The organism is Agrobacterium sp. SORGH_AS_0440, assembly GCF_031453135.1.
Taxonomy (GTDB): domain Bacteria; phylum Pseudomonadota; class Alphaproteobacteria; order Rhizobiales; family Rhizobiaceae; genus Agrobacterium; species Agrobacterium pusense.
In genome coordinates this window covers 952,005-976,219 of the sequence record NZ_JAVIYR010000002.1, presented here as the reverse complement: position 1 = coordinate 976,219, position 24,215 = coordinate 952,005, and the positions used below count along the sequence as shown (strand labels likewise).

Annotated in this window: 27 protein-coding genes, 1 tRNA gene and 1 pseudogene; 14 read left to right on the top strand and 15 right to left on the bottom strand. The window is 58.6% G+C overall.

The genetic code is table 11. The features are described from left to right. Positions 1-48: 48 nt before the first annotated feature. Positions 49-438, bottom strand: a complete 390-nt coding sequence (rpoZ, locus tag QE453_RS14080; RefSeq protein WP_003521126.1) for a DNA-directed RNA polymerase subunit omega — start codon at positions 436-438, stop codon at positions 49-51. A gap of 393 nt (positions 439-831) precedes the next feature. On the opposite strand from rpoZ, the gene QE453_RS14075 reads away from it, so the two are divergent. Beyond that, positions 832-1,401, top strand: a complete 570-nt coding sequence (locus tag QE453_RS14075) for an NYN domain-containing protein (protein WP_004440903.1) — start codon at positions 832-834, stop codon at positions 1,399-1,401. A gap of 215 nt (positions 1,402-1,616) precedes the next feature. After that, a complete protein-coding gene (locus tag QE453_RS14070) occupies positions 1,617-3,116 on the top strand; it encodes a globin-coupled sensor protein (protein ID WP_309777316.1) in 1,500 nt (499 codons plus the stop codon). A gap of 168 nt (positions 3,117-3,284) precedes the next feature. On the opposite strand, the gene smpB is transcribed toward QE453_RS14070, so the two are convergent. Continuing rightward, positions 3,285-3,767, bottom strand: coding sequence for an SsrA-binding protein SmpB (gene smpB, locus QE453_RS14065; protein WP_004440898.1), 483 nt, complete (start codon positions 3,765-3,767; stop codon positions 3,285-3,287). Positions 3,768-3,928: 161 nt separating this feature from the next. Beyond that, positions 3,929-4,813 (bottom strand): 4-hydroxy-tetrahydrodipicolinate synthase, encoded by an 885-nt coding sequence (dapA, locus tag QE453_RS14060; RefSeq protein ID WP_004440897.1) that lies wholly within the window; start codon positions 4,811-4,813, stop codon positions 3,929-3,931. 363 nt (positions 4,814-5,176) lie between these two features. On the opposite strand from dapA, the gene QE453_RS14055 reads away from it, so the two are divergent. Beyond that, positions 5,177-7,249, top strand: coding sequence for a transglycosylase SLT domain-containing protein (locus QE453_RS14055; protein ID WP_309777315.1), 2,073 nt, complete (start codon positions 5,177-5,179; stop codon positions 7,247-7,249). Positions 7,250-7,417: 168 nt separating this feature from the next. Here the strand turns inward: QE453_RS14055 and QE453_RS14050 are convergent, their stop codons facing one another. From QE453_RS14050 to QE453_RS14030, 6 genes and pseudogenes are all read right to left on the bottom strand, one after another. After that, on the bottom strand, positions 7,418-8,509 hold the full coding sequence (locus tag QE453_RS14050) for a porin (protein WP_022555897.1): 1,092 nt from the start codon (positions 8,507-8,509) through the stop codon (positions 7,418-7,420). A 238-nt stretch (positions 8,510-8,747) separates the two neighbouring features. Further along, positions 8,748-9,002, bottom strand: a complete 255-nt coding sequence (locus tag QE453_RS14045; protein ID WP_144115307.1) for a hypothetical protein — start codon at positions 9,000-9,002, stop codon at positions 8,748-8,750. An 18-nt stretch (positions 9,003-9,020) separates the two neighbouring features. Next, positions 9,021-10,115 carry a porin gene (locus tag QE453_RS14040; protein ID WP_022555896.1) on the bottom strand — a complete coding sequence of 365 codons (1,095 nt, stop codon included), beginning with the start codon at positions 10,113-10,115 and terminating at the stop codon, positions 9,021-9,023. Between the two features lie 468 nt (positions 10,116-10,583). Continuing rightward, positions 10,584-10,706 carry a hypothetical protein gene (locus QE453_RS14035; RefSeq protein ID WP_022555894.1) on the bottom strand — a complete coding sequence of 41 codons (123 nt, stop codon included), beginning with the start codon at positions 10,704-10,706 and terminating at the stop codon, positions 10,584-10,586. Between the two features lie 89 nt (positions 10,707-10,795). Next, positions 10,796-10,912, bottom strand: a pseudogene (locus QE453_RS25265) (APH(3') family aminoglycoside O-phosphotransferase); the annotation flags it as partial. Between the two features lie 260 nt (positions 10,913-11,172). Continuing rightward, positions 11,173-11,263, bottom strand: a tRNA-Ser gene (locus tag QE453_RS14030). 163 nt (positions 11,264-11,426) lie between these two features. Here QE453_RS14030 and QE453_RS14025 point away from each other — a divergent pair. Both QE453_RS14025 and QE453_RS14020 read left to right on the top strand, forming a co-directional pair. Beyond that, positions 11,427-11,768, top strand: a complete 342-nt coding sequence (locus QE453_RS14025; protein ID WP_004440887.1) for a hypothetical protein — start codon at positions 11,427-11,429, stop codon at positions 11,766-11,768. A gap of 88 nt (positions 11,769-11,856) precedes the next feature. Then, on the top strand, positions 11,857-12,033 hold the full coding sequence (locus tag QE453_RS14020; RefSeq protein ID WP_004440886.1) for a hypothetical protein: 177 nt from the start codon (positions 11,857-11,859) through the stop codon (positions 12,031-12,033). Here QE453_RS14020 and QE453_RS14015 read toward each other — a convergent pair whose 3' ends face one another. After that, the gene (locus tag QE453_RS14015) at positions 12,034-12,834 is read right to left on the bottom strand and encodes an HpcH/HpaI aldolase/citrate lyase family protein (protein ID WP_309777313.1); all 801 of its coding nucleotides are present in this window, start codon (positions 12,832-12,834) and stop codon (positions 12,034-12,036) included. 7 nt (positions 12,835-12,841) lie between these two features. Beyond that, on the bottom strand, positions 12,842-14,059 hold the full coding sequence (locus tag QE453_RS14010) for an FAD-dependent oxidoreductase (RefSeq protein WP_309777312.1): 1,218 nt from the start codon (positions 14,057-14,059) through the stop codon (positions 12,842-12,844). A gap of 324 nt (positions 14,060-14,383) precedes the next feature. Here QE453_RS14010 and QE453_RS14005 point away from each other — a divergent pair, with 324 nt between their 5' ends. Together QE453_RS14005 and QE453_RS14000 are read left to right on the top strand one after the other, a co-directional pair. Continuing rightward, positions 14,384-14,731, top strand: a complete 348-nt coding sequence (locus QE453_RS14005) for a hypothetical protein (protein ID WP_004440878.1) — start codon at positions 14,384-14,386, stop codon at positions 14,729-14,731. Positions 14,732-14,891: 160 nt separating this feature from the next. Then, a complete protein-coding gene (locus QE453_RS14000) occupies positions 14,892-16,004 on the top strand; it encodes a pyridoxal phosphate-dependent aminotransferase (RefSeq protein WP_309777311.1) in 1,113 nt (370 codons plus the stop codon). Positions 16,005-16,311: 307 nt separating this feature from the next. On the opposite strand, the gene QE453_RS13995 is transcribed toward QE453_RS14000, so the two are convergent. Then, positions 16,312-16,575, bottom strand: coding sequence for a sel1 repeat family protein (locus QE453_RS13995; protein ID WP_004440874.1), 264 nt, complete (start codon positions 16,573-16,575; stop codon positions 16,312-16,314). Positions 16,576-17,176: 601 nt separating this feature from the next. Between QE453_RS13995 and QE453_RS13990 the strand changes: the two genes are divergently transcribed. From QE453_RS13990 to QE453_RS13960, 7 genes are all read left to right on the top strand, one after another. After that, positions 17,177-17,515: a DUF2147 domain-containing protein gene (locus QE453_RS13990; RefSeq protein WP_004440872.1), complete on the top strand. Its 339-nt coding sequence runs from the start codon at positions 17,177-17,179 to the stop codon at positions 17,513-17,515. A gap of 159 nt (positions 17,516-17,674) precedes the next feature. Next, a complete protein-coding gene (locus QE453_RS13985; protein ID WP_220359793.1) occupies positions 17,675-18,271 on the top strand; it encodes a hypothetical protein in 597 nt (198 codons plus the stop codon). A gap of 141 nt (positions 18,272-18,412) precedes the next feature. Further along, complete coding sequence (locus tag QE453_RS13980; protein ID WP_035210174.1) at positions 18,413-18,595, top strand: hypothetical protein; 183 nt, start codon at positions 18,413-18,415, stop codon at positions 18,593-18,595. A 10-nt stretch (positions 18,596-18,605) separates the two neighbouring features. Continuing rightward, positions 18,606-18,779 carry a hypothetical protein gene (locus QE453_RS13975; protein ID WP_004440867.1) on the top strand — a complete coding sequence of 58 codons (174 nt, stop codon included), beginning with the start codon at positions 18,606-18,608 and terminating at the stop codon, positions 18,777-18,779. Positions 18,780-18,882: 103 nt separating this feature from the next. Beyond that, complete coding sequence (gene amn / locus QE453_RS13970) at positions 18,883-20,388, top strand: AMP nucleosidase (protein ID WP_207588903.1); 1,506 nt, start codon at positions 18,883-18,885, stop codon at positions 20,386-20,388. 65 nt (positions 20,389-20,453) lie between these two features. Then, on the top strand, positions 20,454-20,684 hold the full coding sequence (locus QE453_RS13965; protein ID WP_004440864.1) for a type II toxin-antitoxin system VapB family antitoxin: 231 nt from the start codon (positions 20,454-20,456) through the stop codon (positions 20,682-20,684). Next, positions 20,681-21,070 carry a PIN domain nuclease gene (locus tag QE453_RS13960; protein ID WP_004440862.1) on the top strand — a complete coding sequence of 130 codons (390 nt, stop codon included), beginning with the start codon at positions 20,681-20,683 and terminating at the stop codon, positions 21,068-21,070. Before QE453_RS13965 ends, QE453_RS13960 begins: the two co-directional genes overlap by 4 nt. Before the next feature lie 3 nt (positions 21,071-21,073). Here QE453_RS13960 and QE453_RS13955 read toward each other — a convergent pair whose 3' ends face one another. The 3 genes from QE453_RS13955 to QE453_RS13945 form a co-directional block, all read right to left on the bottom strand. Next, complete coding sequence (locus QE453_RS13955) at positions 21,074-21,544, bottom strand: OsmC family protein (RefSeq protein WP_004440860.1); 471 nt, start codon at positions 21,542-21,544, stop codon at positions 21,074-21,076. 61 nt (positions 21,545-21,605) lie between these two features. Further along, positions 21,606-22,979 (bottom strand): aspartate aminotransferase family protein, encoded by a 1,374-nt coding sequence (locus QE453_RS13950; RefSeq protein ID WP_309777309.1) that lies wholly within the window; start codon positions 22,977-22,979, stop codon positions 21,606-21,608. Between the two features lie 186 nt (positions 22,980-23,165). Then, a complete protein-coding gene (locus QE453_RS13945; protein WP_309777308.1) occupies positions 23,166-24,074 on the bottom strand; it encodes a diacylglycerol kinase family lipid kinase in 909 nt (302 codons plus the stop codon). Positions 24,075-24,215 lie beyond the last annotated feature (141 nt).

Genomic DNA, 24,215 nt, shown 5'->3' with positions numbered 1-24,215 from the left:
TATTGACAGACGGTAACCGCCATCTGCCAAAGGCGTCATAAAACCGGATCAATAATCGTCATTTTTTTCCGGCGGCACAAGGCCTTCGATACCGGCCAGCAGTTCTTCTTCCGACATCTGGTCGAAGGTGACGGTCTCCGGCTGGTCGTCTTCTTCGCTGTCGGCAGCGGCGGCGGCAAGCGTGACCGGATCGGGCTCGGGCTCGTCCACTTCCACGTGCTTCTGCAGCGAATGGATGAGGTCTTCCTTCAGATCGTCGGGAGACAGCGTCTCGTCGGCGATTTCACGCAGCGCAACGACGGGGTTCTTGTCATTATCGCGGTCAACCGTGATGGAAGAGCCCTGAGAAATCTGGCGCGCACGGTGGCTGGCGAGAAGCACCAGCTCGAAACGGTTGTCTACTTTATCAATGCAATCTTCAACTGTGACGCGGGCCATTGCCTGTCCTTTGCGGGTCGTGATGTCGTGGATCAGAGCGCCGTGCGGTCTTCAGGATGCACAAGGGTTGCTCTAACCTATTGAATCTGCGCTTCGTGCCTTGCGGAAAACACCTGGAATTTCTCGCGACGAAGCTTTCCAGCTTCCGATACAGCCATTGGCCGCGGAATTCAAGTTTTTCCTGTCTTTGGCGTCTTTTGGCACCTTATCCTCGATGTTTGGCGCCTGATGAACAAAATGTCTAGAAGAATTGTCTTGGAATAAGGGGGAAGGTAGCTTACTTAAAACGCAACGGCGGTACGCAAAGCGCGTTGATACGACATGATATTTAGCGCTATCGACCGGATATAAAAGCCAGATAATGGCCTTTCCAAAAAAAAGGAATGGGATGGAATGTTCGATCCACGGGAGAAAATTGCGCTCTTCATAGATGGAGCCAATCTTTATGCAGCATCGAAAAGCCTGGGATTCGATATCGACTACCGCAAGCTTCTGAAGGCGTTTCAAAAGCGCGGCTATCTGCTGCGCGCCTATTATTACACGGCCCTGATCGAAGATCAGGAATATTCCTCGATCCGCCCGCTGATCGACTGGCTAGACTATAACGGTTACAAGGTCGTGACGAAGCCGGCGAAGGAATTTACCGACGCGCTCGGCCGCCGCAAGATCAAGGGTAACATGGATATCGAACTGGCGGTCGACGCCATGGAGCAGTCCGAAACGGTCGATCACCTGGTGCTGTTTTCCGGCGACGGCGATTTCACCACGCTGGTGGACGCGCTGCAGCGCAAGGGCCGCAAGGTTTCCGTGGTTTCCACCATGGCCACCCAGCCCGCGATGATCGCCGACGACCTGCGCCGCCAGGCCGATCACTTCATCGACCTGATGACGCTGAAAGCCGAAATCGGACGCGATCCGAATGAGCGCCCTGCCCGGCACGCGGAAGGCCCCGAGACGGTCTGATCCCGATTTCGCAATCACCGATATTTCAAGAACGCGTCCGTCTCAAAGACTGACGCGTTTTTGTTTACCCCCTATCGGCAGGGAAAAATTCCCGCTGAAATTAACAACCGTCAAATCCGGCCGGGGAAAATTATATCTTGGTTAATTTTAGACGTGTCTAAATCAAGTAACGGCACCAAAGACATGATTTGGGTGCCAAAGCAGGATGACTAGACATGCATGGCCAAGAAAAAACCGACCGACAGCTCGAAGAAAGACTGAATTTTCTGGGGCTCGGCCACGAGCAGCGACAGAATCTCTCAGACATGAAGGGCGTCATCACCGGCTCTCTCGATGCGTCGCTGGACCGCTTCTATGCGAAAGTGCGCTCGGTGCCGGAGACGGCGAAGTTCTTTGCCAATGACGCACATGTGCAGCACGCCAAGGGCATGCAACTCAAACACTGGACGAGAATCGCCTCCGGTACATTCAACGCGGACTATACAAATGCCGTGACCGCGATCGGCCGCACCCATGCCAGACTGGGGCTGGAGCCGCGATGGTACATTGGCGGTTATGCGCTGATGCTTGACGGCATCGTCAAGGCCCTGATCGAGTCGGAGTTGAAGGGCCTATTCATGGAGAAGAAGGCCAGGAAGGTGAAGGACGCCTTGTCCGCCACCATCAAGGCCGCCCTTCTGGACATGGACTATTCGATTTCCGTCTATCTCGACGTGCTCGCCGCCGAGCGGCATAAGGTAGAGGCCGAACAGGCGCAGATGAAGAAGGAGCAGGACCATATTCTCACGCTCCTCAACAGTGCCCTCGACCGGCTGGCCAACGGCGACCTCACCTCCAGCATCAACGAAAAGACCGCGCCGCAATTCGAAGGGCTGATCGCCAATTTCAACACCGCCGTCGGCAATCTCGCCGGTGCATTCGCCCAGATCGTGGAGGAAGCGAACAAGATTTCCGGCAATACGCGCGAGCTCACCTCCGCCACCGATGACATGGCCCGCCGGACGGAGCAGCAGGCGGCCGCGCTTGAGGAAACCGCCGCAGCCGTTGAGGAAATCACCACCATTTCCAGATTGTCGGCGCAACGTTCCGAGGAGGCCAAGGCCATCGTCGAAAGTTCGGCCATCGAAGCAGCACGCTCTCGCAATGTGGTGACGGATGCGGTGAAAGCGATGGGCGCCATCGAGGACTCGTCGCAGAAGATCACCCAGATTATTTCCGTCATTGATGAGATTTCGTTCCAGACCAATCTATTGGCGTTGAACGCCGGCGTGGAAGCCGCGCGCGCCGGCGAGGCTGGCAAGGGTTTCGCCGTCGTCGCCCAGGAAGTGCGTGAACTGGCGCAACGCTCCGCCACCGCCGCAAAGGAAATCAAGACACTGATCGCCAAGTCTTCCGAGGATGTGATGCAGGGCGTTTCGCTGGTGAACAAAACGGGTGAATCCCTGAATACGATCGGCAGCAAGGTCGATCACATCAAGGATCACATCACCTCGCTCACCAAGGCGGCGCAGGAACAATCCGTCGGCATTCAGGAAATCAGTGCGGCGATCAACAGCATGGACAATCTGACGCAGAAAAATGCGGCGATGGTGGAAGAGACCAATGCCGCCACGCACAATCTGAGCGATGTCAGCGCCAACCTCGCGGCGCTTGTCAGCCGGTTCAGCGTTTCGACGACGAAGACGCATGTGGAGCAGACGTACCGGGCGGCGTGACGGGCGCAGCGGACAGTAACACACTCCCGTCATCCGGGCCTTGAGCCGGGATCCAGCCAGCCCAAGTCCTTGGGCTGAAAAAGCTCTTCTCACAGCGCAGACGCGTTGCGACTGGATGCTGGATCAAGTCCGGCGTGACGGAGGAGCATGCTGCGAAAGGCGGCGAACTTAGGCCGCCCCACCCTTCAACAACCGCGACTTCTGCCGGTTCCAGTCGCGTTCCTTCTCCGTCTCGCGCTTGTCGTGCAGCTTCTTGCCCTTGGCGAGCGCCAGTTCCAGCTTCGCACGGCCCCTGTCGTTGAAGTAGATCTTGAGCGGCACCAGCGTCATGCCTTCGCGGTTGATGCCGGCGCGCAGGCGGTTGATCTCGCGCTTGCTCAGGAGCAGCTTGCGGCGGCGGCGCGGCTCATGGTTGAAACGGTTGGCCTGCAGATATTCCGGCAGGTGGGAATTAATGAGCCAGATTTCATCGCCCTCGTCCGACGCGTAGGATTCGGCAATGTTCGCCTTGCCTTCGCGCAGCGACTTGACCTCGGTGCCGGTCAGCACCAGTCCTGCCTCATAGGTGTCGACGATTTCGTAGTTGAAACGGGCCTTGCGGTTTTCCGCAACGATCTTGTTCACCACGCGCTGGCTGCCTTTGGGGGCCATGATATTTCAATCCCTTGTTTTTCTTATTGCGCCTTCGGCCTGCCGCCGAGAGCGGTTTTCGAACCTCTATTTAGTATCGTCGCCACGAAAAGAAAAGGCGCGCGGGACGGCTTCTGCTGCGAAGCGGTCCATTGCGCGCCTTCCGGCTTTTCAGACCTGTCTCAGTTCATCAGGCCGGCATGCTTCAGCGCCGCATCGATGGCTGCTTCGGTTGCCGGTTCCAGCGTGCTCATCAAGGGCGAACGCACACGGCGGTTGCCGCCGCGCGTCTTCGACAGCGCATATTTTGTGCCGCAGACGCCTGGCTCCATGAAGATGGCCTTATGCAGCGGCATCAGGCGATCCTGGTACTCCAGCGCCTTGGCATAATCGCCGGCAAGCATCGCCGCCTGGAATTCCGAACAGAGGCGCGGTGCCACGTTGGCCGTGACGGAAATGCAGCCGACACCGCCATGGGCGTTGAAGCCGAGAGCGGTACCGTCTTCACCCGAGAGCTGGACGAAATCCTTGCCGCAGGAAATGCGCTGTTCGGAAACACGGTCGATCTTGCCCGTCGCGTCCTTGACGCCAACGATGTTCTTATGGGCCTTGACAAGGGCGCCCATGGTTTCCGGCAACATATCCACCACCGAGCGCGGCGGAATATTGTAGATGACGATGGGCAGCTTCACCGCTTCCGCGACGGCGGAGAAATGGGCGAACAGGCCCTTCTGGGTCGGCTTGTTGTAATAGGGGGTAACCACCAGCAGCGCATCCGCACCCGCTTCCTGCGCATGCAGGGCCAGCTCGATCGCTTCATCGGTATTGTTGGAGCCTGCACCCGCAATGACCGGAACCCGTTTCGCCGCAACCTCGATGCACAGTTCAACGACACGTTTGTGCTCGTCGTGGGAAAGCGTCGGGGATTCCCCCGTCGTGCCCACCGGCACAAGTCCGTTACTGCCTTCGGCGATCTGCCATTCCACATGGGCGGCGAAAGCCTTTTCGTCCACGGCGCCATTGTCCGTGAACGGGGTAATGAGGGCGGGAATTGATCCCTTGAACATGCAAAGCTCCTGGCGCCGAGCCGGTTCATGCTTCGGCCGCATTCGATGGTTAAAACCGGCACACATTAGTGCCAGCCCTTGGCGCCGACAAGCGCAAAGGCAGCGTATTTTGTCCGAAATTGTCGGAAGTGTGACAGTGTTCGGGCCGTGATCTGCAAGCGTTAAATGCACATAGCGAAAAGCGACATTGCTCGCGGGCCGGTGAATAAAAGTTGATTGAATTGCAGGGTCGCGCTTAACATTTCATTAAGCCTGAAATCCCAAGATTTCCAGGCGGGAGATCAGACCTTTTTTCGGCAATCCCGCTGCAATGTAGCGATATTAGAAGAAAGTCGGCAACTCCGTTACACGATGAAGAACGGCATGAAAAAAACAGTCTGGGGATTGATGGCGGCGGGCCTTGCCGCAACCGTGTGGAACGCGCTGGCCGGGCCGCTGCCCGAGGGCGCCGCGCCGCTTCCCTATGTGAAGCCGGATGCGCCCACCGTTCCCGCTTTCATGCCCGCTTCGCCAGAGGTTACCGGCGCCATTCCCCGCCTTAACCGGCCCGATGATGCGAGCCAGCTGAAGGCAGGCCTCGACGCGCTTTCCGGGCGCGATGCGGCGCGGGCCATCGCGCTGCGCAACGCCATGCCGACCGGCAGTCTGGACCGTCACATCCTCACATGGGCAATCGCCGTTTCGGGCCAGAAGGATGTGCCTTCAGCCGAAATCGCCGCAGCACAGCGGGAACTCGCCGGCTGGCCGGGCGCCGCGACTTTGCGGGCCAATTCCGAAAAAGCGCTTTATCGCGAGGACCCGCCGGCACAGCAGGTGCTTGCTGCATTCGGCGGCAGCAAGCCAGAAACGGCGGAGGGCACGGTGGTTCTCGCCAAGGCGCTGGCCGCCTCCGGCAAGGTCGTGGATTCGCAGCGCCTCATTCGCCAGCTGTGGGTGAGCGAAGGCATGGACAAGGATATGGAAGACCGCGTGCTGGCCGCCTTCCCTGCCTATCTGACGGCCGCGGACCACAAGGCGCGCATGGATTATCTGATGTATCGCAGCCGCATCAGCCAGGCGAAACGTTTCGGCGAACTCGGCAAGGCGCAGTCCCTTTACAATGCCTGGGCGGCTGTGCTGCAGCGTTCCGCCAATGCCGGCGCCCTGCTCGGCAAGGTGGATGCCGGCTGGCGCGATGATCCCGCATTCCTTTTCGCGCGCGTGGAGAACCTGCGCAACCAGCAGAAATATCCGGAAGCGGCGGCTCTTCTGCGGCAGGCGCCGAAGGATACTGCCAAGCTGGTCAATCCCGGCGAATGGTGGAACGAGCGGCGAATCATCGCGCGCGGTCTCGCCGATCTCGGCGATTTTGCCGAAGCCTATCGTATCGTCGCCAATCACAATGCCACATCAGCGGTGGATGTCGCCGATGCCGAGTTTCATGCCGGCTGGTATGCTCTGCGGGCGATGCGCGACCCGGCCACGGCTTCGCGTCATTTCAACGCCCTGCTCCAGACATCAAACCGGCCACTTTCGGCCTCCCGCGCCTATTACTGGCTCGGAAGGGCGGCCGAAGCCGGAGGACCCGGCGATGCACGCGACTTCTTTGCAAAGGCGGCAGCCCATCCCGGTACGTTTTACGGCCAGCTTGCCGCTGCACGGATCGGCACGAAGACGCTGAACGTGACCTATCCCAGCCCGAGCAATGGCGACCGAGAACGCTTTGCCGGCCGCGAAGCCGTGCGCGCCATAGACCGCCTCGAGGCGGCAGGTTACGGCTGGCGCGCCGACAGCCTTTACAGGTCGCTGGCCGAACAGCTCGACAGTCCCGGCGAGCTTGCCATTCTGGCGGCGCGGGCTGAGGGCAACGGTAATCATCAGGTCTCGCTGCAGATCGGCAAGACGGCCTTCAGCCGCGGTATCGATGCGGCAGCCCTTGCCTACCCGCTCGGCGTCATTCCCGCCAGCGCCAATATTGCCGGCTCCGGAAAGGCGCTTGCCTATGCGATCGCCCGACAGGAAAGCGCCTTCAACCCCGCCGCCGTCTCCGCCGCCAATGCCCGCGGCCTGCTGCAACTGCTGCCGGGAACCGCCAAGGGCGTGGCCGGCCGCCACGGCCTGCCCTACACGCAGGCGATGCTGACCAGCGATGCGGGCTATAACGCCACGCTCGGCGCCCATTATCTCGGCGAGCAGATCGACAGCTTCGGCGGCTCCTACATCCTCACCTTCATCGCCTATAATGCCGGCCCGAAACGTGTGCCGGAATGGATCGCCCGTTATGGCGACCCGCGCGGCAAGCCTATCGATGAGGTGGTCGACTGGATCGAGCGCATCCCGTTCCCCGAAACACGCAACTACGTGCAGCGGGTGATGGAAAATTATCAGGTCTACAAGACGAGGCTCGGCCAACAGGCCGATATCGTTGATGATCTGCGCCATGGGCGCTCCGGGTAAAGGCGTTAATCTTCCGCCAATCGGTGGTCATTCACAGAGCTTCAAGCACCGGTTCGCCCGGTGCTTTTTTGTTTGCGTCGTTGTTATTGCCGTTCAGCACCGGACCCACCAAACGGAAAACCCCGGCATTTCTGCCGGGGTTTCAATCACTGACAATGTCAGATCAGATTAGAAGTCACGCTGAAGACGGACAAAACCGGTAACCTGGTCGTCGCGCTCGTCCTCATCATAGTAATTGGCGGTGATCTTGGTGCTCAGACCGTCGGTGATTTTGTAGTCTACCGTCAGACCTGCAGTCCAGGCATCGCGATTCGACCAGTCGTTCGAAACGATGGCGCTTGCACCAGTATTTACGATGGTGATCTCATCAGAAACATTGCCGAGATACTGCACTGCCGGGGTGATCGTCAGGCGATCAGTTGCCTTGATGGCGTATTCGGCGGCAACTGTCCATTCGGACAGAGCGTAGTAAGCATTGGGGCCAGATGCCCAAACACCAGCAAGTCCAAGGGTGCCAGGTCCGATATCAGCGAATACCATTGCACGGATTGCGCCTTCTTCCTGATCAACGTCATAAGAACCGATCAACTGAAGAGTGGCAGCGCCGAACTTTCCACCTATACCAGCAGTGATGCCGACGTTGTTGTCGGGTTCCTGCGAAAGCGGGAACAGACCACCGACAGCCGGGCCAGTGATTGTTGCGAACTGGCTACCAGTGCCTTCAAGCTCGTCAACCGAAATGCCTGCCCAGAAAGAACCGGTGTCATAGGTGTAGCGAATGGAGTTGAACAGCGTGTTGGAAGAAAGGAGATCCGTCTCACCGGAGAGATCGTCATCCCACCAGCTGTAGAACTTACCGACGCGCAGGCCACCAAGTTCGATAAACGCCTGACGAGCTTCCACGCCGGAAGAGCCAGACTGTCCGTTTTCTGCATCAGCACGGAATTCGATGAAACCACGCAGAGCGCCGAGCTCGGTGTCGGTACGGGTATCAACGTTAAACTGAGCGCGCGTGAACGAATTCCAATCCGAGGTACCGGACTGGTCGCGACCGAAGTTCGTCTGGAAACGAACGTAACCGCTAAACTTCAGGCAGGTTTCGGTGCCAGGAATGTAGAAGAAGCCGGTACCGAAAGCGTCGCAGACGCGAACATATTCCAGGGGCTCGGGCTCAGCAGCGACGATTGCGTCAGCGGCCTGTGCGCCGGATACTGCTGCGAGAGCCGCAGCGGAGCCGATAAGAAGGCTCTTGATGTTCATGGTTGACCTCCAGTCAAACGCTAATTTGCTAAGCAGCGGGTGGGGAGCGCAGATAGATGCGTGCCGCTTATGGAGTTGATTAGAGCCAAAACCGTGCGGCTCGGCAATCTCAATCATGACAAAAGGAAGACAGTAAGGTGTCCTTAGTTTTTCATTGTTGCGAAATAGCTACAATTCTAATAGCCGCGCCTAAAAGGCAGCGCGCATTCGTTAACAAACCGTTAATTATCGGTGCATTTCAAAACCTTAGCGAGACCCACGGATGCTTGCCCTGGCTGAGGCAGCGACTTCGAAAATCGCCAAAAATCCGGCGAACAATGTTCAGGGCCAAATATCTTGCCGTTTTAATCGTCGCATTTGCACTGGATTCGCCCTCCCGTTCAGCAATCTCGCGAATCACCATTGCACGAAAAACGGCGCCCAGTCCTTTTCTTGAGTCGATATTCCCGCAGGATAACAAAAACCCCGGCATTTCTGCCGGGGCTTCCATCACTCACAATATCAGATCAGATTAGAACGAACGCTGAAGGCGAACGAAGCCCTTCCACTGTTCCTGATCAACATCGTCTTCGTCGTAGTAGTTAACTGCGACCTTCGTGGAGAGACCCTGCGTGATCTTGTAGTCGATCGTCAGGCCAGCCTGCCATGCGTCACGGTCAGACCAGTCGTTGGTGACGATTGCGGTGCGGGTCGTGCCAACAATGCCGATACGGTCAGCAACGTTACCGAAGTACTGAGCACCGGGGGTGATGGTCAGCTTGTCGGTTGCCTTGATTGCGTATTCAGCAGCAACTGCCCACTCGGACTCAGCGTAGTAAGCGTTTGCGCCGGAAGCCCAAACACCAGCAAGACCAAGCGTGCCCGGGCCGAGGTCAGCCGTAGCGATCAGGCGAACTGCGCCTTCTTCCTGGTCGATGTCGTAGCCGCCGATGAGCTGCAGCGAAGCGCCGCCCAGCTTGGCACCGAGGCCGAGAGCGATACCAACGTTGTTGTCAGGCTCCTGCGAAAGCGGGAACAGACCGCCAACAGCCGGACCCGTGATCGTTGCGAACTGGCTACCAGTACCTTCGAGCTCGTCAACCGAAACGCCTGCCCAGAAGGAACCTGCGTCATAAACGTAACGAGCGGAGTTGAACAGAGCGTTCGTGGAGAGAACGTCAGACTCGCCAGAGAGGCCATCGTCCCACCAGCTGTAGAACTTACCGACCTTCAGGCCGCCGAGTTCGATGAAAGCCTGGTCAACAAAAACGCTCGAAGACGAGGACGAGCCGTTGTCAGCATTGCCACGGAAGCCGATGAAGCCACGCAGAGCGCCGAGCTCGGTGTCGGTGCGGGTGTCAACTTCGAACTGAGCGCGGGTGAAGGAATCCCAGTCAGAAACGCCAGACTTGTCACGACCGAAGTCGGTCTGGAAACGAACGTAACCGCCGAACTTCAGGCAGGTTTCGGTGCCGGGGATGTAGAAGAAGCCGGTGCCGAAAGCGTCGCAAACGCGAACGTATTCCAGGGGCTCGGGCTCAGCAGCGACGATGGCGTCAGCGGCCTGTGCGCCGGATACTGCTGCGAGAGCCGCAGCGGAGCCGATCAGAAGGCTCTTGATGTTCATGGTTGACCTCCAGTCAAAGTTTTTAAAAGGGTCTGGGTACTTTCGCTGAAGGACAGCATTCCCTGCCCCATTCCCGTGTTCTCAGAAGCCAAACGATCCACCGCCTCGCTTCTGGTGGTGAAAATACAAAAGGTTTCGCCGCATGCAATCGCCAACATCCGATAAATAGCATTTACGTATATGCTTCATTTCGGTTTGTTGCGGAAACAACACACACCGCCCCGCGGATGGACAAAAGCTTTTACAATACGTTAAGATTTCTGTTGAGAATCCGTTAGTTAGGGCGGTTAACAAGGTATTTCCAATCCACCGGTGTTTTCCGCGATCCCTTGCTACGCAGGCAGCGCTATAGAGATTTTTTGCCTCCGCTGCACACATCGCAGGTGCGGCCGTCATGCGGGGAACGAGCCGGCTTCGGAAACGAGCGCGAGCGGGGAGCGATTCACTGGCAATGATTCGAAAAGCGATTCACCCGCCCTGGTCGATTGCGTGCGGCGACGGTTGCTGTTCGACCGGGTCATTGCCGGACATGGCGTAAGCGATGACCGCGATGAGGATGGCGGCCGCGAGGATGGAGAGAACGAAGCGCATTGTCAGTTACCTTCCGCTGGAAGGCAGCCGAACAAGGTCGAAACACGAAATTTCACGCATTTGCGATATTTGCGGATGATTTGTAGATTAATATCCTGATATCGGTCAGCGATGCCAGCCCGGCCAATGTCAATGAAGCCCGCTATCTCACCTTTATGAATCGGAAGATTATCAAGCGAGAAATCGACATAGGTGGCAACCGAATCAGCTGTAAACGTGAACGATAAAGGCGCTAAATTGCATGCCACACCCGTACGGCGGCGCAGGCCTGTTCCGACTGGTATGGATCATTCATCAGTCTCCATACGGTCTTGACGCCTACGACAAGCCTCTCCCCCGCCTGCCGAAGGGGTGAGTGCCGTGTTCATTGTACGGAACCGGTCCATGAACTCAGTATATGTGGTGTGGGGCTTAAGAAAGGATCAGCGCTTCGACTGCCTGGTGGCGTGCGGTGATCGTCATTAAATGGCGGAGAGGATGGGATTCGAACCCACGATACGCTTTTGACGTATACTCCCTTAGCAGGGGAGCGCCTTCGACCACTCGGCCACCTCTCCGGTGCGGCCTGATTATTGCGTAAGAAAAATGATTGCAAGGCTTTTTCGCCAAGAAGCCAAAAAACCTGTTGGCCAAACGAACCGCGGGTCAAACTTTACGTCCGGTTGCGGAACTTCTTCAGGGCCCGCACGTTTCCGCCACGGTAACAAAAGAGGTGTTCTAATGGCTCAGACCAAACTGAATGTTGTCGAAGACACGATCGAAAACCAGATTGCAGAACTGCGTTCGCAGATCGCGTCCCTGTCCAAATCCGTTTCCGCCCGTGCGGAAGGTGTCGGCGAGGATGCGTCGGAGTTTCTGGATGAGGCGCGCGGCCGCGTTCGCAAGGCGGCGCATAATGTCCGGGCGCAGGGCCAGAATGTCGTGGAAGCCGTGAAGGAAAATCCAGGCACCGCCACTTCCCTGCTGACGATCGTCGGCGCACTCGGTTTTGCGATCGGTTATGCGGTGGGCACAAGCACGCAGCAGAGTTCGTCGAACAGCAGCCTTTATCGCTGGCGCTGATGACGAACGGGCATTAAATCAAGGCAAGGCGGGTTTGCCCGCCTTGCCTTTATGCATTGGCGAAAAAGCAGGAATGAAGGGGGCGAATATGCGGTTCAGCGACGATCTTGAGGCAGCATTGTCTGATTTTGCAAGGGATCACGGCATCGACAGGGACGAGGCAATCCAGCGCATCGTCCGCTCCGCCCTCATCAATGGCGGTTATCTCGCCTCCGGCGAGGAAGGTATTCCGCCGGAGAAGCTGAACGCCAGTAACGACGATTGATCAATATCCCGATCTGGACGGCGTCACTGCCGGCCCACCCTTGTAGCGGGCGGAAAGCGCACGGAGCGTATTGGCGAATTCCGTGACATCGGCTCCCACGGCGACGAACGACGCGCCGAGTTCAAGATAACGGCGATTATAGGTTTCATTGAAGGTGAGGATGCCGGCGGCCTTGCCAGCCGCGACGATTTTCACGATCGCCGCTTCGATAACCGCCTGCACCGCCGCTTCGTCAATCCTTCCCAGATAACCCATGTCCGCGGCGAGATCCGCCGGGCCGATGAAGACGCCATCCACGCCGTCCACCGCAAGAATATTGTCGAGATCTTCGATTGCCGCGCGGGTTTCCGCCTGCACCAGCAGGCAGACGCTGGCAGAGGCGCTGTCGGCATAATCCGTTATCGTATTAAAAGCGGAAGCGCGGGCGACGGCCGCTCCCATGCCGCGAATGCCGCGCGGCGGGTAATGCATGGCGCTGACGAGGGCTTCCGCCTGTGCCGATGAATCGACCATGGGCACAAGAAGCGTGCGGGCGCCAGCATCCAGAAGCTGCTTGATCATCCAGCTCTCGCCGACAGGCACACGCACCACCGGCTCGGCGGCAGAGGTGGCAAGCGCGCGCAGCTGGTCGATGATGCTGCGCAGGTCGTTCGGCCCGTGCTCACCGTCGATCACCAGCCAGTCGAAGCCAGCCGTTCCGGCGATTTCCGCCGCAATGGCCTCGCCCATGTCGAGCCACAGGCCAATCTGCGGCTTGCCGGCATGAATGGCGGTTTTGAAACGGTTTTCGGCAGCGGGCATGATATCCTCAGGAGAGCAGTAATTTCAGATCGGCGGACGGATCCGCCAGGATTGTGCGGTCGGGTTGGGCGGCTGTATCGAGCAGTTTCTTACCCGCAACATAGGCCTTGGCGTCATTGACGGCATCGACAGCCACGAAGCGGCCATCACGGAAATACCAGATGGACCAGCTGCCTTCCCTTGCGCCGGGCCTCAAAATCGTCTCGTCGTAACCGAGGTTGAAGCCGGCGATCTGCAGCTTCACATCGTACTGATCCGACCAGAACCAGGGTTTCGCGTCGTATACCGCTTCCATGCCGGCCAGTACGGCGGCGGCCGCCTCAGCCTGATCGACCGCGTTCTGGACCGATTCGATCCTCACCTGCTGGCCGCGCCAGGGCAGAAGCGCGCAATCGCCCACCGCATGAATGGCGGGGTCGGATGTGCGGGTATATTCGTCAACCACGATGCCGTTACCAACATCGAGACCCGATTCGCGGGCAAGCCGGTCGTTCGGTGTCACGCCGATGCCGACGATGACGAAATCCACGTCGATCGTTGAACCATCCGAAAGTTCGGCCGCAGCAACCCGCCCGTCCATGCCGACGAGGCGCACGAGGCCGGTTTTTTCGCGGATGGAAACGCCCTGGGCCTGATGAATGCCGCGCATGATATCCGCAGTTTCCTTCGCCGCCACGCGCTGGAGAATACGGTCGGCCATTTCGATCAGCGTCACCTCGAGGCCAAGCTTGCGGGCAACGGCGGCAGCTTCAAGGCCAATATAACCGCCGCCAATGACCAGCAGCCTGCGGCCCGGCTTCATCTCCTCCGTCAAGCGGTCGGCGTCGCGCCTGTCACGGACGGTAAGCACGCCGTCGAGATCGCCACCGATGCTGGCGGGCAGCAGCCGGGGCGCGGCCCCGGTCGCAAGAACCAGCCGGGCATAAGAAAGCGTACTGCCATCCTGCATGCGCACGGTCTTGCCGGCGCGGTCTATCTCCTCCACCCAGGTGGAAAGCCGGATATCGACATTGTTTTCGGCATACCATTCTTCCGGGCGGAACATCAGCCGGTCAAAACTCATCTCGCCGAGGAGGTATTTTTTGGAGAGCGGCGGCCGCTGATAGGGGTAGGCATCTTCCGAGCCTATGATGGTGATGGCACGCTCGTCCTTCAGCACACGGAGCTTCGACGCCAGCGCAAAAGCGGCCTGCCCCGCCCCGACGATTACCAGCCTTCCAGTCACTTTCCACTCCCAGGACAATCACAGCCGGCCGATGACGCCCGAGGCTGCGAAGCGATATTGCGCGATCAGGCGTAACGCCAAGTACGGCCGGCGTCAACCGCACGAGGCTCCAGCCCTGTGCAAGCGTGCCCGATTATCAAAACGGGCGCCCCGCCTTCTGCAACCAGTCGAGATAATGTGCGTTTTAAACAGGCGAAACACGGGTTGCGTACACAAAGCTGGCCCATGTCGATACGGACTAGAGACAATTGCGGATATTTCCTTCACGCCCTGGCAAGGAAGCCGCGTTAAAATCAGACGGAAGAGGCAATCCGGGAGGTTGTCATGGCTCTACATATGGATATCGGTCAAAACGTCCCGCAGGACGAGATGTATGAGAAATTTCAGATCGACCGGCCCGGCAAGATCACCTTCATAGGGCACCACCTGAGCGCCAAGGACACCATGCGCTGCCTGGTGCGCACCATTTCGCTCTACGGCGCGGAGCTGGATGTCAGTGCCGATCTGGAAATGCCGGTCAACTTCTATCTGGAAATTCTCGGTATCCGCGACGAAATCGGCTGCACGCTTATCCGCCGGGAAGAGGAAAAAGTGACGATCGGCTTCAACATGCTGATCGATGCCGAATTTCTGCACCATGTCCGCCGGCTGAGCTTCGAGACCAGCGTCTGAGCGGCAACCGCGCGTCAGCCCGCCGATCTTTGCGTTGTTCCGTGGCGAACCAAAAATCTGTTGCCAAACACTCATGGAACCCCCGGGCGCGGCTTGCGTCCGGTTTTTTTGCACCTATTGTGAGCCGGGTTTTCAAACACAGGTCCCGGAACTTCTGTCAATGTCCGCTTTTTCACGCCTCACGCCGCTTGCCGCTTCGCTTCCCTCCACCGTTCCCTTCGTCGGCCCGGAGGCCATAGAAAGGAACCGCGGTTTGAAGGTGGAGGCGCGAATCGGTGCAAACGAAAGCGGCTTCGGCCCCGCCCCATCAGTGCTTCTGGCGATGCGCGATGCGACGGCTGAAACCTGGATGTATAGCGATCCGGAAAATTTCGAGCTGAAGGAAGCGCTTGCCATCCACCACGGGGTTTCGCGCGGTAACATCGCCATAGGCGGCGGAGTGGACGGATTCCTCGGTGAAATCGCCAGGCTGATCGTGGAACCAGGCACGCCTGTTGTCACCTCTTTGGGAGGCTACCCCACCTTCAATTATCACGTGAACGGTTTTGGCGGAAAACTGGTGACCACGCCCTATGTAGACGACCACGAAAACCTCGACGGGCTTCTCGACCTCGTTCACAGGGAAAACGCGCCGCTCGTCTATTTCGCCAATCCGGACAATCCCATGGGAAGCTGGTGGGATGCGAGCGAGGTGGTGGCATTTGCCCGCGCGTTGCCGGAAACCTGCCTGCTCATTCTGGACGAGGCCTATTGCGAAACCGCGCCCGCAAGCGCGGTGCCCGCTATCGACGCGCTGATCGGCCAGCCCAATATACTGCGCATGCGCACCTTCTCCAAAGCCTACGGGCTCGCTGGCGCCCGCGTGGGGTACGCCATCGGTACACTTGGCAATGTCGAAGCCTTCGACAAGATCCGCAACCATTTCGGCATGGCGCGTATTTCTATCGCCGGCGCTTTGGCAGCGCTCAAGGACCAGGCCTATCTGCATGAGGTGGTTGGCAAGATTTCCGAGGCACGGGATCGTATTTCCGCTGTCGCCCGCAATAACGGCCTTTCACCGCTGCCCTCCGCTACCAATTTCGTTACCATCGATTGCCACCGCGACGGCGCCTATGCGCGCGCCATCGTTGACGGGCTGATGGACCATGGGGTTTTCATCCGCATGCCGGGCGTGGCCCCGCTTAACCGTTGCATCCGCGTGAGCGTTGGGCCGGGTGACAAGCTCGATCTGTTCGAGCAGGCATTGCCGAAGGTTCTCAAGGCAGTCGGGTAAGCTCCCAACCCACCCTCATTCCTGTGTTCGTCACAGGAATGAGGGTTGGAAAGTGCCGCGCGTTACACGCATCGAATCAACATCCTCCCGCAAGCCCCTGCGCGAGAATCATTTTCCGGCGAAGACACATTGCAGAACATAAGAAAACCGCGCCGGCCTTGTTCCTGCCGGTCGCGGTTCGATGTGTCAGCGCAAAAGCTTCGATTCGGAGCCCTCGCCGCGTTCCCCTTCGGGTTTTACTTTCGTTTGGCCGGTCGTCGGGACTGGAGGGAACCGGACCGGCAATCTCATGGGTCGCGGGGATGGATCAGTGCATCGTCATCCAGTCGCGGGCGGCGCGAAGGGCTTCGGCCAGTTCCGCTTTCGTCATGTTGCGGGCGAGATCCGCACGGAGAGAAGCCGCTCTTTCCGATCCGCGGATCGCGGCGATGTTAAGCCATTTGTGGGCCGCGATCAGGTCCACCTTGCAGCCCCGGCCGGTCGCATAGACCAGGCCGAGATTGCAAAGGGTGTCGGCGCGGGTTTCGCCACCGGCAGCCATTTCGATATCACTGATGTCAAAGCGTGCCATTGTTTTAATCCCTGTCGTTCTACCTGTTTTCATCGTGCGCCTTCTTGCCGAGGCGTCTTCCGGACTGCCGTCTTTTGCGGCTTTTTTGTCCTTCCGTCCGGCAGGTTTTCCCTGCGCTTTTGATGAGTTCACTATGCCACGAGGCTTTCAACGCTCGCTTAAAAGGCATGATTAATGTGCCGCAAACAAACTGCAAACGATTGGTAAAATTGGGTTTTTGTTAAATATCATTGCCTGCGGAAATTAAGGACTTTCCGGTGAATTTTACGAAAGCTTTACAATTGGATTTAAACCCTTCCTTCACCACGATAAGAACCGCGATTTTCGAAACTACTCTCCTTCGCCCTTCCCGCACACGCCAACGCTGCACCGGCACCGCAAATTTCTGTTTCCTTTTACGTGAACGTCAAATACTATCCGCCCTGCCCGTCACGAGGATAAAACGGGCACGGAAGAGCGCGGTGGGAGGAGCAATCGTTGCACCGCACGGCGGCCGCCGGCCAGAGATGGTGGAGGCATGCCGAAGGGAGTTTGATCTGCGCATCGCGTCCTTGGCCGTTCCGGCCTGGGAAAAGCCTGCGCGAATTTCGGGAGGAATTTCATGAAGCTTATGATGACGATTGCAGCTGCCCTGTTGATGAGCGGCAATATTGCCTTTGCCGCCGAGGCGATCGAAGGCAACTGGAAGACGGCCAGCGGCGAAACCGCCGTGATCGGCCCCTGCGGCGGCGCTTTCTGCGTAACGCTGAAGACCGGCAAGCATGCCGGAAAACAGATCGGCAAGCTTTCGGGAAAGGGAAACAGCTACTCGGGTGAGATCACCGATCCCGCCAATGACAAGACCTATAGCGGCTCCGGCACCGTTTCGGGGAATTCGCTGAGCATGAAGGGTTGCGTGCTGAAGGTTCTGTGCAAATCACAGACCTGGACACGGCTGTAATACAGGGAACGGCAGGCGGGCTTTTGTCCCCCAGCCTGCCGTCTCGCGACGCAGAGCGCGGTGGCTGCCAGGAATCGCGTGCAGGCTGCGAACAGACGTCGCATGGAAACCATATATCCGTTTATTATCGCTGCATCCGATGCCAATGAGAGCAACGATATGCGCCCCACCCTTTCGACAATTCTGATCGCGGGCACCTCGCATGTCGGCAAAAGCACGCTGGCCGGCCTGCTCAGCGAAAGGCTGCGCTGCGAGGCGATATCGACCGACAGTCTCGCCCGCCATCCGGGGAGGCCATGGCCGGGTATTCCGGTGCCGGTTGAGGAATATTACACACAGCTGTCGGCGGATACGATCCACTGGTTTCTCAAGGTCCATCACCAGAACATCTGGCCGCTGATCCGCGCGATGATTGACAGAAGATCCGGCACAGGGACTACGACGATCTTCGAGGGCGCCGCCCTGCGACCGGAGTTCATATCGCCTCTCCTCGACAGCACGGTGGCGGGCGTATTTCTTCATGCCGACAATGATTTTCTTCTCGAAAGAATGCGCTCTGAAGCACGCTACCAAGATGCAAAGGCGAAGAGGCAGCGGATCATGGACGCCTTCATCGAACGCTCGCTACGTGAGAACACCGAGATGCTGGCATCCGCGCAGGAACACCGGGTGCCGATTGTCGACGTGACTCAAGGTGAAGAATTGGAGAAACTGCTAACCGATCTTGCGCCAGGCGCGGACATCCCTCTGTCCTGAAGCTGGACATGCGCACCACTGCGGCATCAATCCGCCATGTCACCGCCCGTTAACATCCCTGAACACCATATGAACCGGGGCCTCAGGGTCCGTTCAGTCCGACTATGGCAAAACTCTGTCCATCAACTCCGATAAAGGGGAATGGACATGACAAAGCTGATCAGCCGACTGGCAATCTTCGCGTTTCTCATGGCGATCTTCGCCATGTCCTTCGCCTCGCTCGTCGTTAATCCGAACCGCAGTTTCCAGCGCGTGAATGCCGGTGCGGCAATCGCCTGCCAGCACGGCCCGGCGCCCGCCGCCAATTGCCCCGTCGTATTGTGAGGACCGGCCAATGACCACCAGTTTTTCCAACGGCCTGTTCTCCGCACTGCGGCTGATGCTGATGGCCTCGATCTTTCTCGGCCCGGTGGCCGGACTTGCGGTTTACAAGGCCGATCCCCGCCCCGCCTCCAAAGGCGCCGGCTTTGTGCTGCTGATGAGCCTGCAGCGCGGCGCGCTCGGCTGAGTTTCTGCCGCGCCAGCATTGTCCGGCTGCATTTTCGCGTTTCTTTTCAGTTTCTTCGTATTTCTGTCGCTTGCCTGTCGAAATTGGCCTCTTATAATGGGCCATGACAATAGCAAAACCAACGATTCCGCCCCTTACCTTCATCAGTCCAGAGCCTTTCGCGCCGCAAACATTCACGGACCCGAAAGAAGCTGTTGCGGCTTTGAGCGCGCTCTACGAACGCAACACAGCGTTCCTGATCAAGTCCTTCACAGACCTTGCCAAGGGCGCGCCGATTGCCGGGCGTTACCGCGCCTGCTACCCCCAGGTCAGCCTCGAGACCGCCACTTTCGGCCATGTCGATTCCCGTCTTTCCTATGGCCACGTAACCGCGCCCGGCGTCTATACGACAACGATCACACGGCCTGAGCTTTTCCGCCACTATCTCAAGGAACAGCTGGGGCTTCTTATGAAGAACCACGGCGTTCCGGTCACGGTGTCGGAATCGGCTACGCCCATTCCGCTGCATTTCGCTTTCGGCGAAGGCGCGTATGTCGAGGCGGCGGCGGCTTCGTCGCTGTCAGACGTGCCGCTGCGTGATCTCTTCGATACGCCCGATCTCAACAATACCGACGATCTCATCGCCAATGGCGAATATGATCAGGTGCCGGGCGAGCCGGCGCCGCTAGCGCCCTTTACGGCGCAGCGCATCGATTATTCGCTGGCGCGCCTCAGCCATTATACGGCGACGAGCGCCAGCCATTTCCAGAACTTCGTGCTGTTCACCAACTACCAGTTCTATATCGACGAATTCGCTGCCTGGGCGAGGCAGATGATGAAGAATGGCGGCGAGGGTTACACGGCCTTTGTGGAGCCGGGCAACATCATCACCCATGCGGGTTCCGACAAGCCCGAGACGGACGCGGTGCTGGCCCGACTGCCGCAGATGCCGGCCTATCACCTGAAGAAAAAAGGTCATGCCGGCATTACGCTCGTCAATATCGGCGTCGGCCCCTCCAACGCCAAGACGATCACCGATCACATCGCCGTGCTGCGCCCGCATGCCTGGCTGATGGTTGGTCATTGCGCCGGCCTGCGCAACAGCCAGCGGCTGGGCGACTATGTTCTGGCCCACGCCTATGTGCGCGAGGACCACGTGCTTGACGACGACCTGCCGGTCTGGGTACCCATCCCGGCGCTTGCCGAAGTGCAGCTGGCGCTGGAAGGTGCAGTCGCCGAAGTCACGGGTTACGAGGGCTTCGAACTGAAGCGCATCATGCGCACCGGCACCGTCGCTACCATCGACAACCGCAACTGGGAGCTCCGTGATCAGGCCGGTCCCGTCAAGCGCCTGTCGCAGTCCCGCGCCATCGCGCTTGACATGGAATCCGCTACCATAGCGGCCAACGGCTTCCGCTTCCGCGTGCCCTACGGCACTCTGCTGTGCGTTTCCGACAAGCCACTGCATGGCGAATTGAAGCTGCCAGGCATGGCGACGGAATTTTACCGCACCCAGGTCGCCCAGCATCTGCAGATCGGCATCCGCGCCGTGCAGAAGCTTGCCGCCATGCCGACGGAAACGCTGCACTCGCGCAAGCTCAGAAGCTTCTACGAGACGGCGTTCCAGTAAAAAGAGATATCGCAGAAGCATGCCTTGGTGTATGATTTTGAAAATCGATACACCAAGGATTATCCATGCGTACGAATATTGATCTTGATGACGCCTTGATCGCCGAAGCGATGGAAATTACCGGCCTTTCGACAAAAAAGGCGACGGTGGAGAAGGCGTTGCGCGATCTTGTAGAGAATCTCGGACGACGCAAAGCGTTGGAAGAACTGAGAGGCATCGGCTGGAGTGGCAATCTGGACGATGTGCGCCGTAGCTGGAGCGTGGACGACATCGAAGCGCAAGACGCCGCGGAATGATAGTCGTCGATACTTCTGTCTGGATTGACTGGTTTCAGAATAAATCCACGCGCCAAGGTAGGATGCTAAATGATATCGGCGATCTGACCGACGTCATCATCGGCGACATTATTCTCCTCGAAATCCTGCAGGGCGAACGCAACGACGATCGGGCGGCGGCGATACATGACCGGTTAAAGCGCTTCGGTTTTGTCTCGATGCTCACGCCAGAACTTGCCGTGAAATCCGCCGCTAACTATCGGAAACTTCGAAGCGTTGGGAAAACCGTGCGTAAAACTCCCGACCTCATCATCGGCACCTACTGTATTGAGCACGGCCATAAGCTGCTGCAAAACGACCGAGACTTTCAGCCGATGGCCGATCATCTCGGTCTGCAACTGGCATGAGTCTCAAACCACCTTCACGGTCCCCTCCACCCGCACCGGAAAATTCACCGACCGCGCGATGAAGCACTTGTCGTGCGCGTCATGGTGCAGCGCATCCGCCCGGGCGGGATCGCCCTTCGAGATGGTGATGACCGGTTTCAGCACCACTTCGCTGAACTGCCCGGCGCCATCCTTTTCCATGACGAGCGTGCCTTCGGCATCGTCGACATAGTCTTCGACGATGATGCCGTTGACCGAGCAGAAATGCAGGTACCAGAGCTTGTGGCAGGCCGAGAGCGAAGCGACCAGCAGGTCTTCAGGATTCCAGCGGGCGGGATCGCCACGGAAGGCCGGATCGGACGAGCCGGCTATATCAGCCTTTCCCTCGGTGGAAATTGTGTAGTCGCGTTCGTAGTCGCGATAGCCCGACGTGCCCTTGCCACGATTACCCGTCCACGTCACCTTCACGGCGTAATGGTGTTCCTGTCCTGCCATTTCAGTCCTCCCTTGGCATCTCTTTTCGCATTCTTTAACGGAAAACCGGTGTCCACTTTCCCTAGAAATGCTCGCGCGTATCACGCAGGTGGTCGAGCCCCTTGCGCAACGTCTCTATGATCTCATCCACTTCCGAACGGCTGATGGTCAGCGCCGGCGAAGCCAGCATTCGGTCGCCCGTTGCGCGCATGACGAGGCCGTTTGCAAGGCAATGATTGCGCACCGTTATACCAACATCGTCCGGCTTGCCGAAGCGTCTGCGGGTCGCCTTGTCCGCCGTGATCTGCAGTCCACCCATCAAGCCGACATTGACGGCTTCGCCCACCAGTTCGTGGTCCTCAAGGCTTTTCCAGCCCTCGGAAAAATAAGGGCCGATATCGTCGCGCACCCGCTCCACCAGACCCTCCGCTTCGATGATGCGAAGGTTTTCCAGCGCGGCGGCGGCGCAGACGGGATGTCCGGAATAGGTGAAGCCGTGGTTGAAATCACCGACCTCGGACAACATCACTTCTGCCACCCGATCCGACACGACCACGCCGCCAATCGGCAGATAACCCGAGGACAGGCCCTTGGCGATGGGGGCAAAGTCCGGCTCCACGCCGAAATACTGGTAGCCGAACCAGGAGCCCAGGCGACCGAAACCGCAGATCACCTCATCGGAGACGAGCAGAATATTGCGCGCTTTGCAGATACGGGCGATTTCCGGCCAGTAGGTCTCCGGCGGGACAATGACGCCACCGGCTCCCTGAATCGGTTCGGCCACGAAAGCAGCAACGTTTTCCTCGCCCAATTCGTCGATTTTCTCATTGAGTTCGCGAGCCACCTTCAGGCCGAATTCGGCCGGAGAAAGATCGCCACCCTCGGCATACCAATAGGGCTGGCCAATATGGGCGACGCCATCGATGGGCAGGCTGCCCTGCTCGTGCATCCACTTCATGCCACCCAGCGAGGCCCCGGCCACCGTCGAGCCGTGGTAGCCGTTGCGGCGGGCGATAACCTTCGTCTTCGCGGGATGGCCGAGGGCCTTCCAGTAGACCCGCGCCATGCGGAACCAGGTATCGGTGGCTTCCGAGCCGGAATTGGTAAAGAATACGTGGTTCATGCCAGGCCCGGCGTGAGAAGCGATCTTCTGCGCCAGCAGCGTCGCGGGCGGCGTGGTGGTGCCGAAAAACGCGTTGTAATAGGGGAGCTCGTTCATCTGACGCCGTACCACATCGGCGATCTCGCGGCGTCCGTAACCGATATTCACACACCAGAGGCCGGCGAAGGCGTCGAGATATTTCCTGCCGGTGCTGTCGTAGATGAACACCCCTTCCGCGCGCTCGATGATGCGGGTGCCGGCGGCGTTGAGCTTGCCCATGTCTGAAAAGGGATGGAGATGATGGGCGGCATCGATGGCAGCAAGGTTGGAGAGGGGGTTGGAGATTTCATTCATGACAGATCGCACTCCCATAGAAGCGACAGCGCGCACGCCATCGCACCCGCCGACCATGGCCGGGCGGCTTCGATTTGGCAAGACTGGAGGTTTTCAGGGGCTAGGGAGGATACGGCATCGCCGCCTGTTTTTCTCCCCGCCAGCAGAAGAACAGGCGGCGATGGCCTAATTCACGGTCGGTTTGCGCTAAGCGAAGAACGCCCGCCCCACCAGCACCTTCAACTCGCCGGCGTGCACTTCCAGTGCCACGTCGCGTTCCATCGGCAGCAGCTCGCCATCGATGACACAGCGGACATCATGGCGTTTCCTGGGAAAATGCAGTTCCACATCCGTCACGGTCATGGCTGTCACGGCGGCATTCTGCTTGAACTTGCCGCGCAGAATATCCAGGGCGAGTCTGGCGACACCGGACGGACGTAACGGATCGGTGAGATAAAAACCCAGATGGCCGCCGGAGACGTTATCCGCCACCAGCAGCGAATTCTGGCCGAATTCATTGTTGGAGACGGAAATGGCCGATACCTTTCGATGCTGCGTCCGGCCATCAACGGTGTATTCCACCTCGAAGACAGGCGGGTTGAGGATGACGCTGATGGCGGCGCGGATGCTCGCCTTGATCTTGCCGAGACGGGAGGCAAAGGCGAGATTGTTTCGATAGCGCACCATGCGCGAATGCAGGCCCGCGGAAAACTGGTGGACAAAGAGGCGGCCATTGGCGCTGGCGATGTCGACACTGGCAATCTCGCCATTCGCCAGCGTTTCCAGCGCCTGACGAATGTCGAGCGGCAGCTTCAGCGAGCGGGCGAAGAGGTTCATGGTGCCGGCCGGCACGATGCCGAGCGCGATGCCCTGTTTCCAGGCAATGCCGGCAGCCGCCGAAATGGTGCCATCTCCGCCGCCGGCAATGATGCCTTCAATGCCCGGCTCCTCGGCGGCGCGTGCCATTTCCTCGACGACGTCCTTTCCGGAGACAAGACGGCAATCGATCACGTGTCCGGCGCGGGTGAAGACCTCGCGGGCATGATCACAATAGGCTTCCATGTCGGTAGTGCGAAATGTGCCGCCGTCACGATTGAAAATTGCAATGAGCTTCATGTTTCCAACCCGGTCCCGTAACATTCGCAGCCGCGCGTAAATGCCTGGCCTTATATAGAGTTCCGAACACCATCGCGTGAAGATCGTCTTTTGCCGAGAATCGCTCTACCGCAACGCATCATTTCATGTTAGAGGTCACTT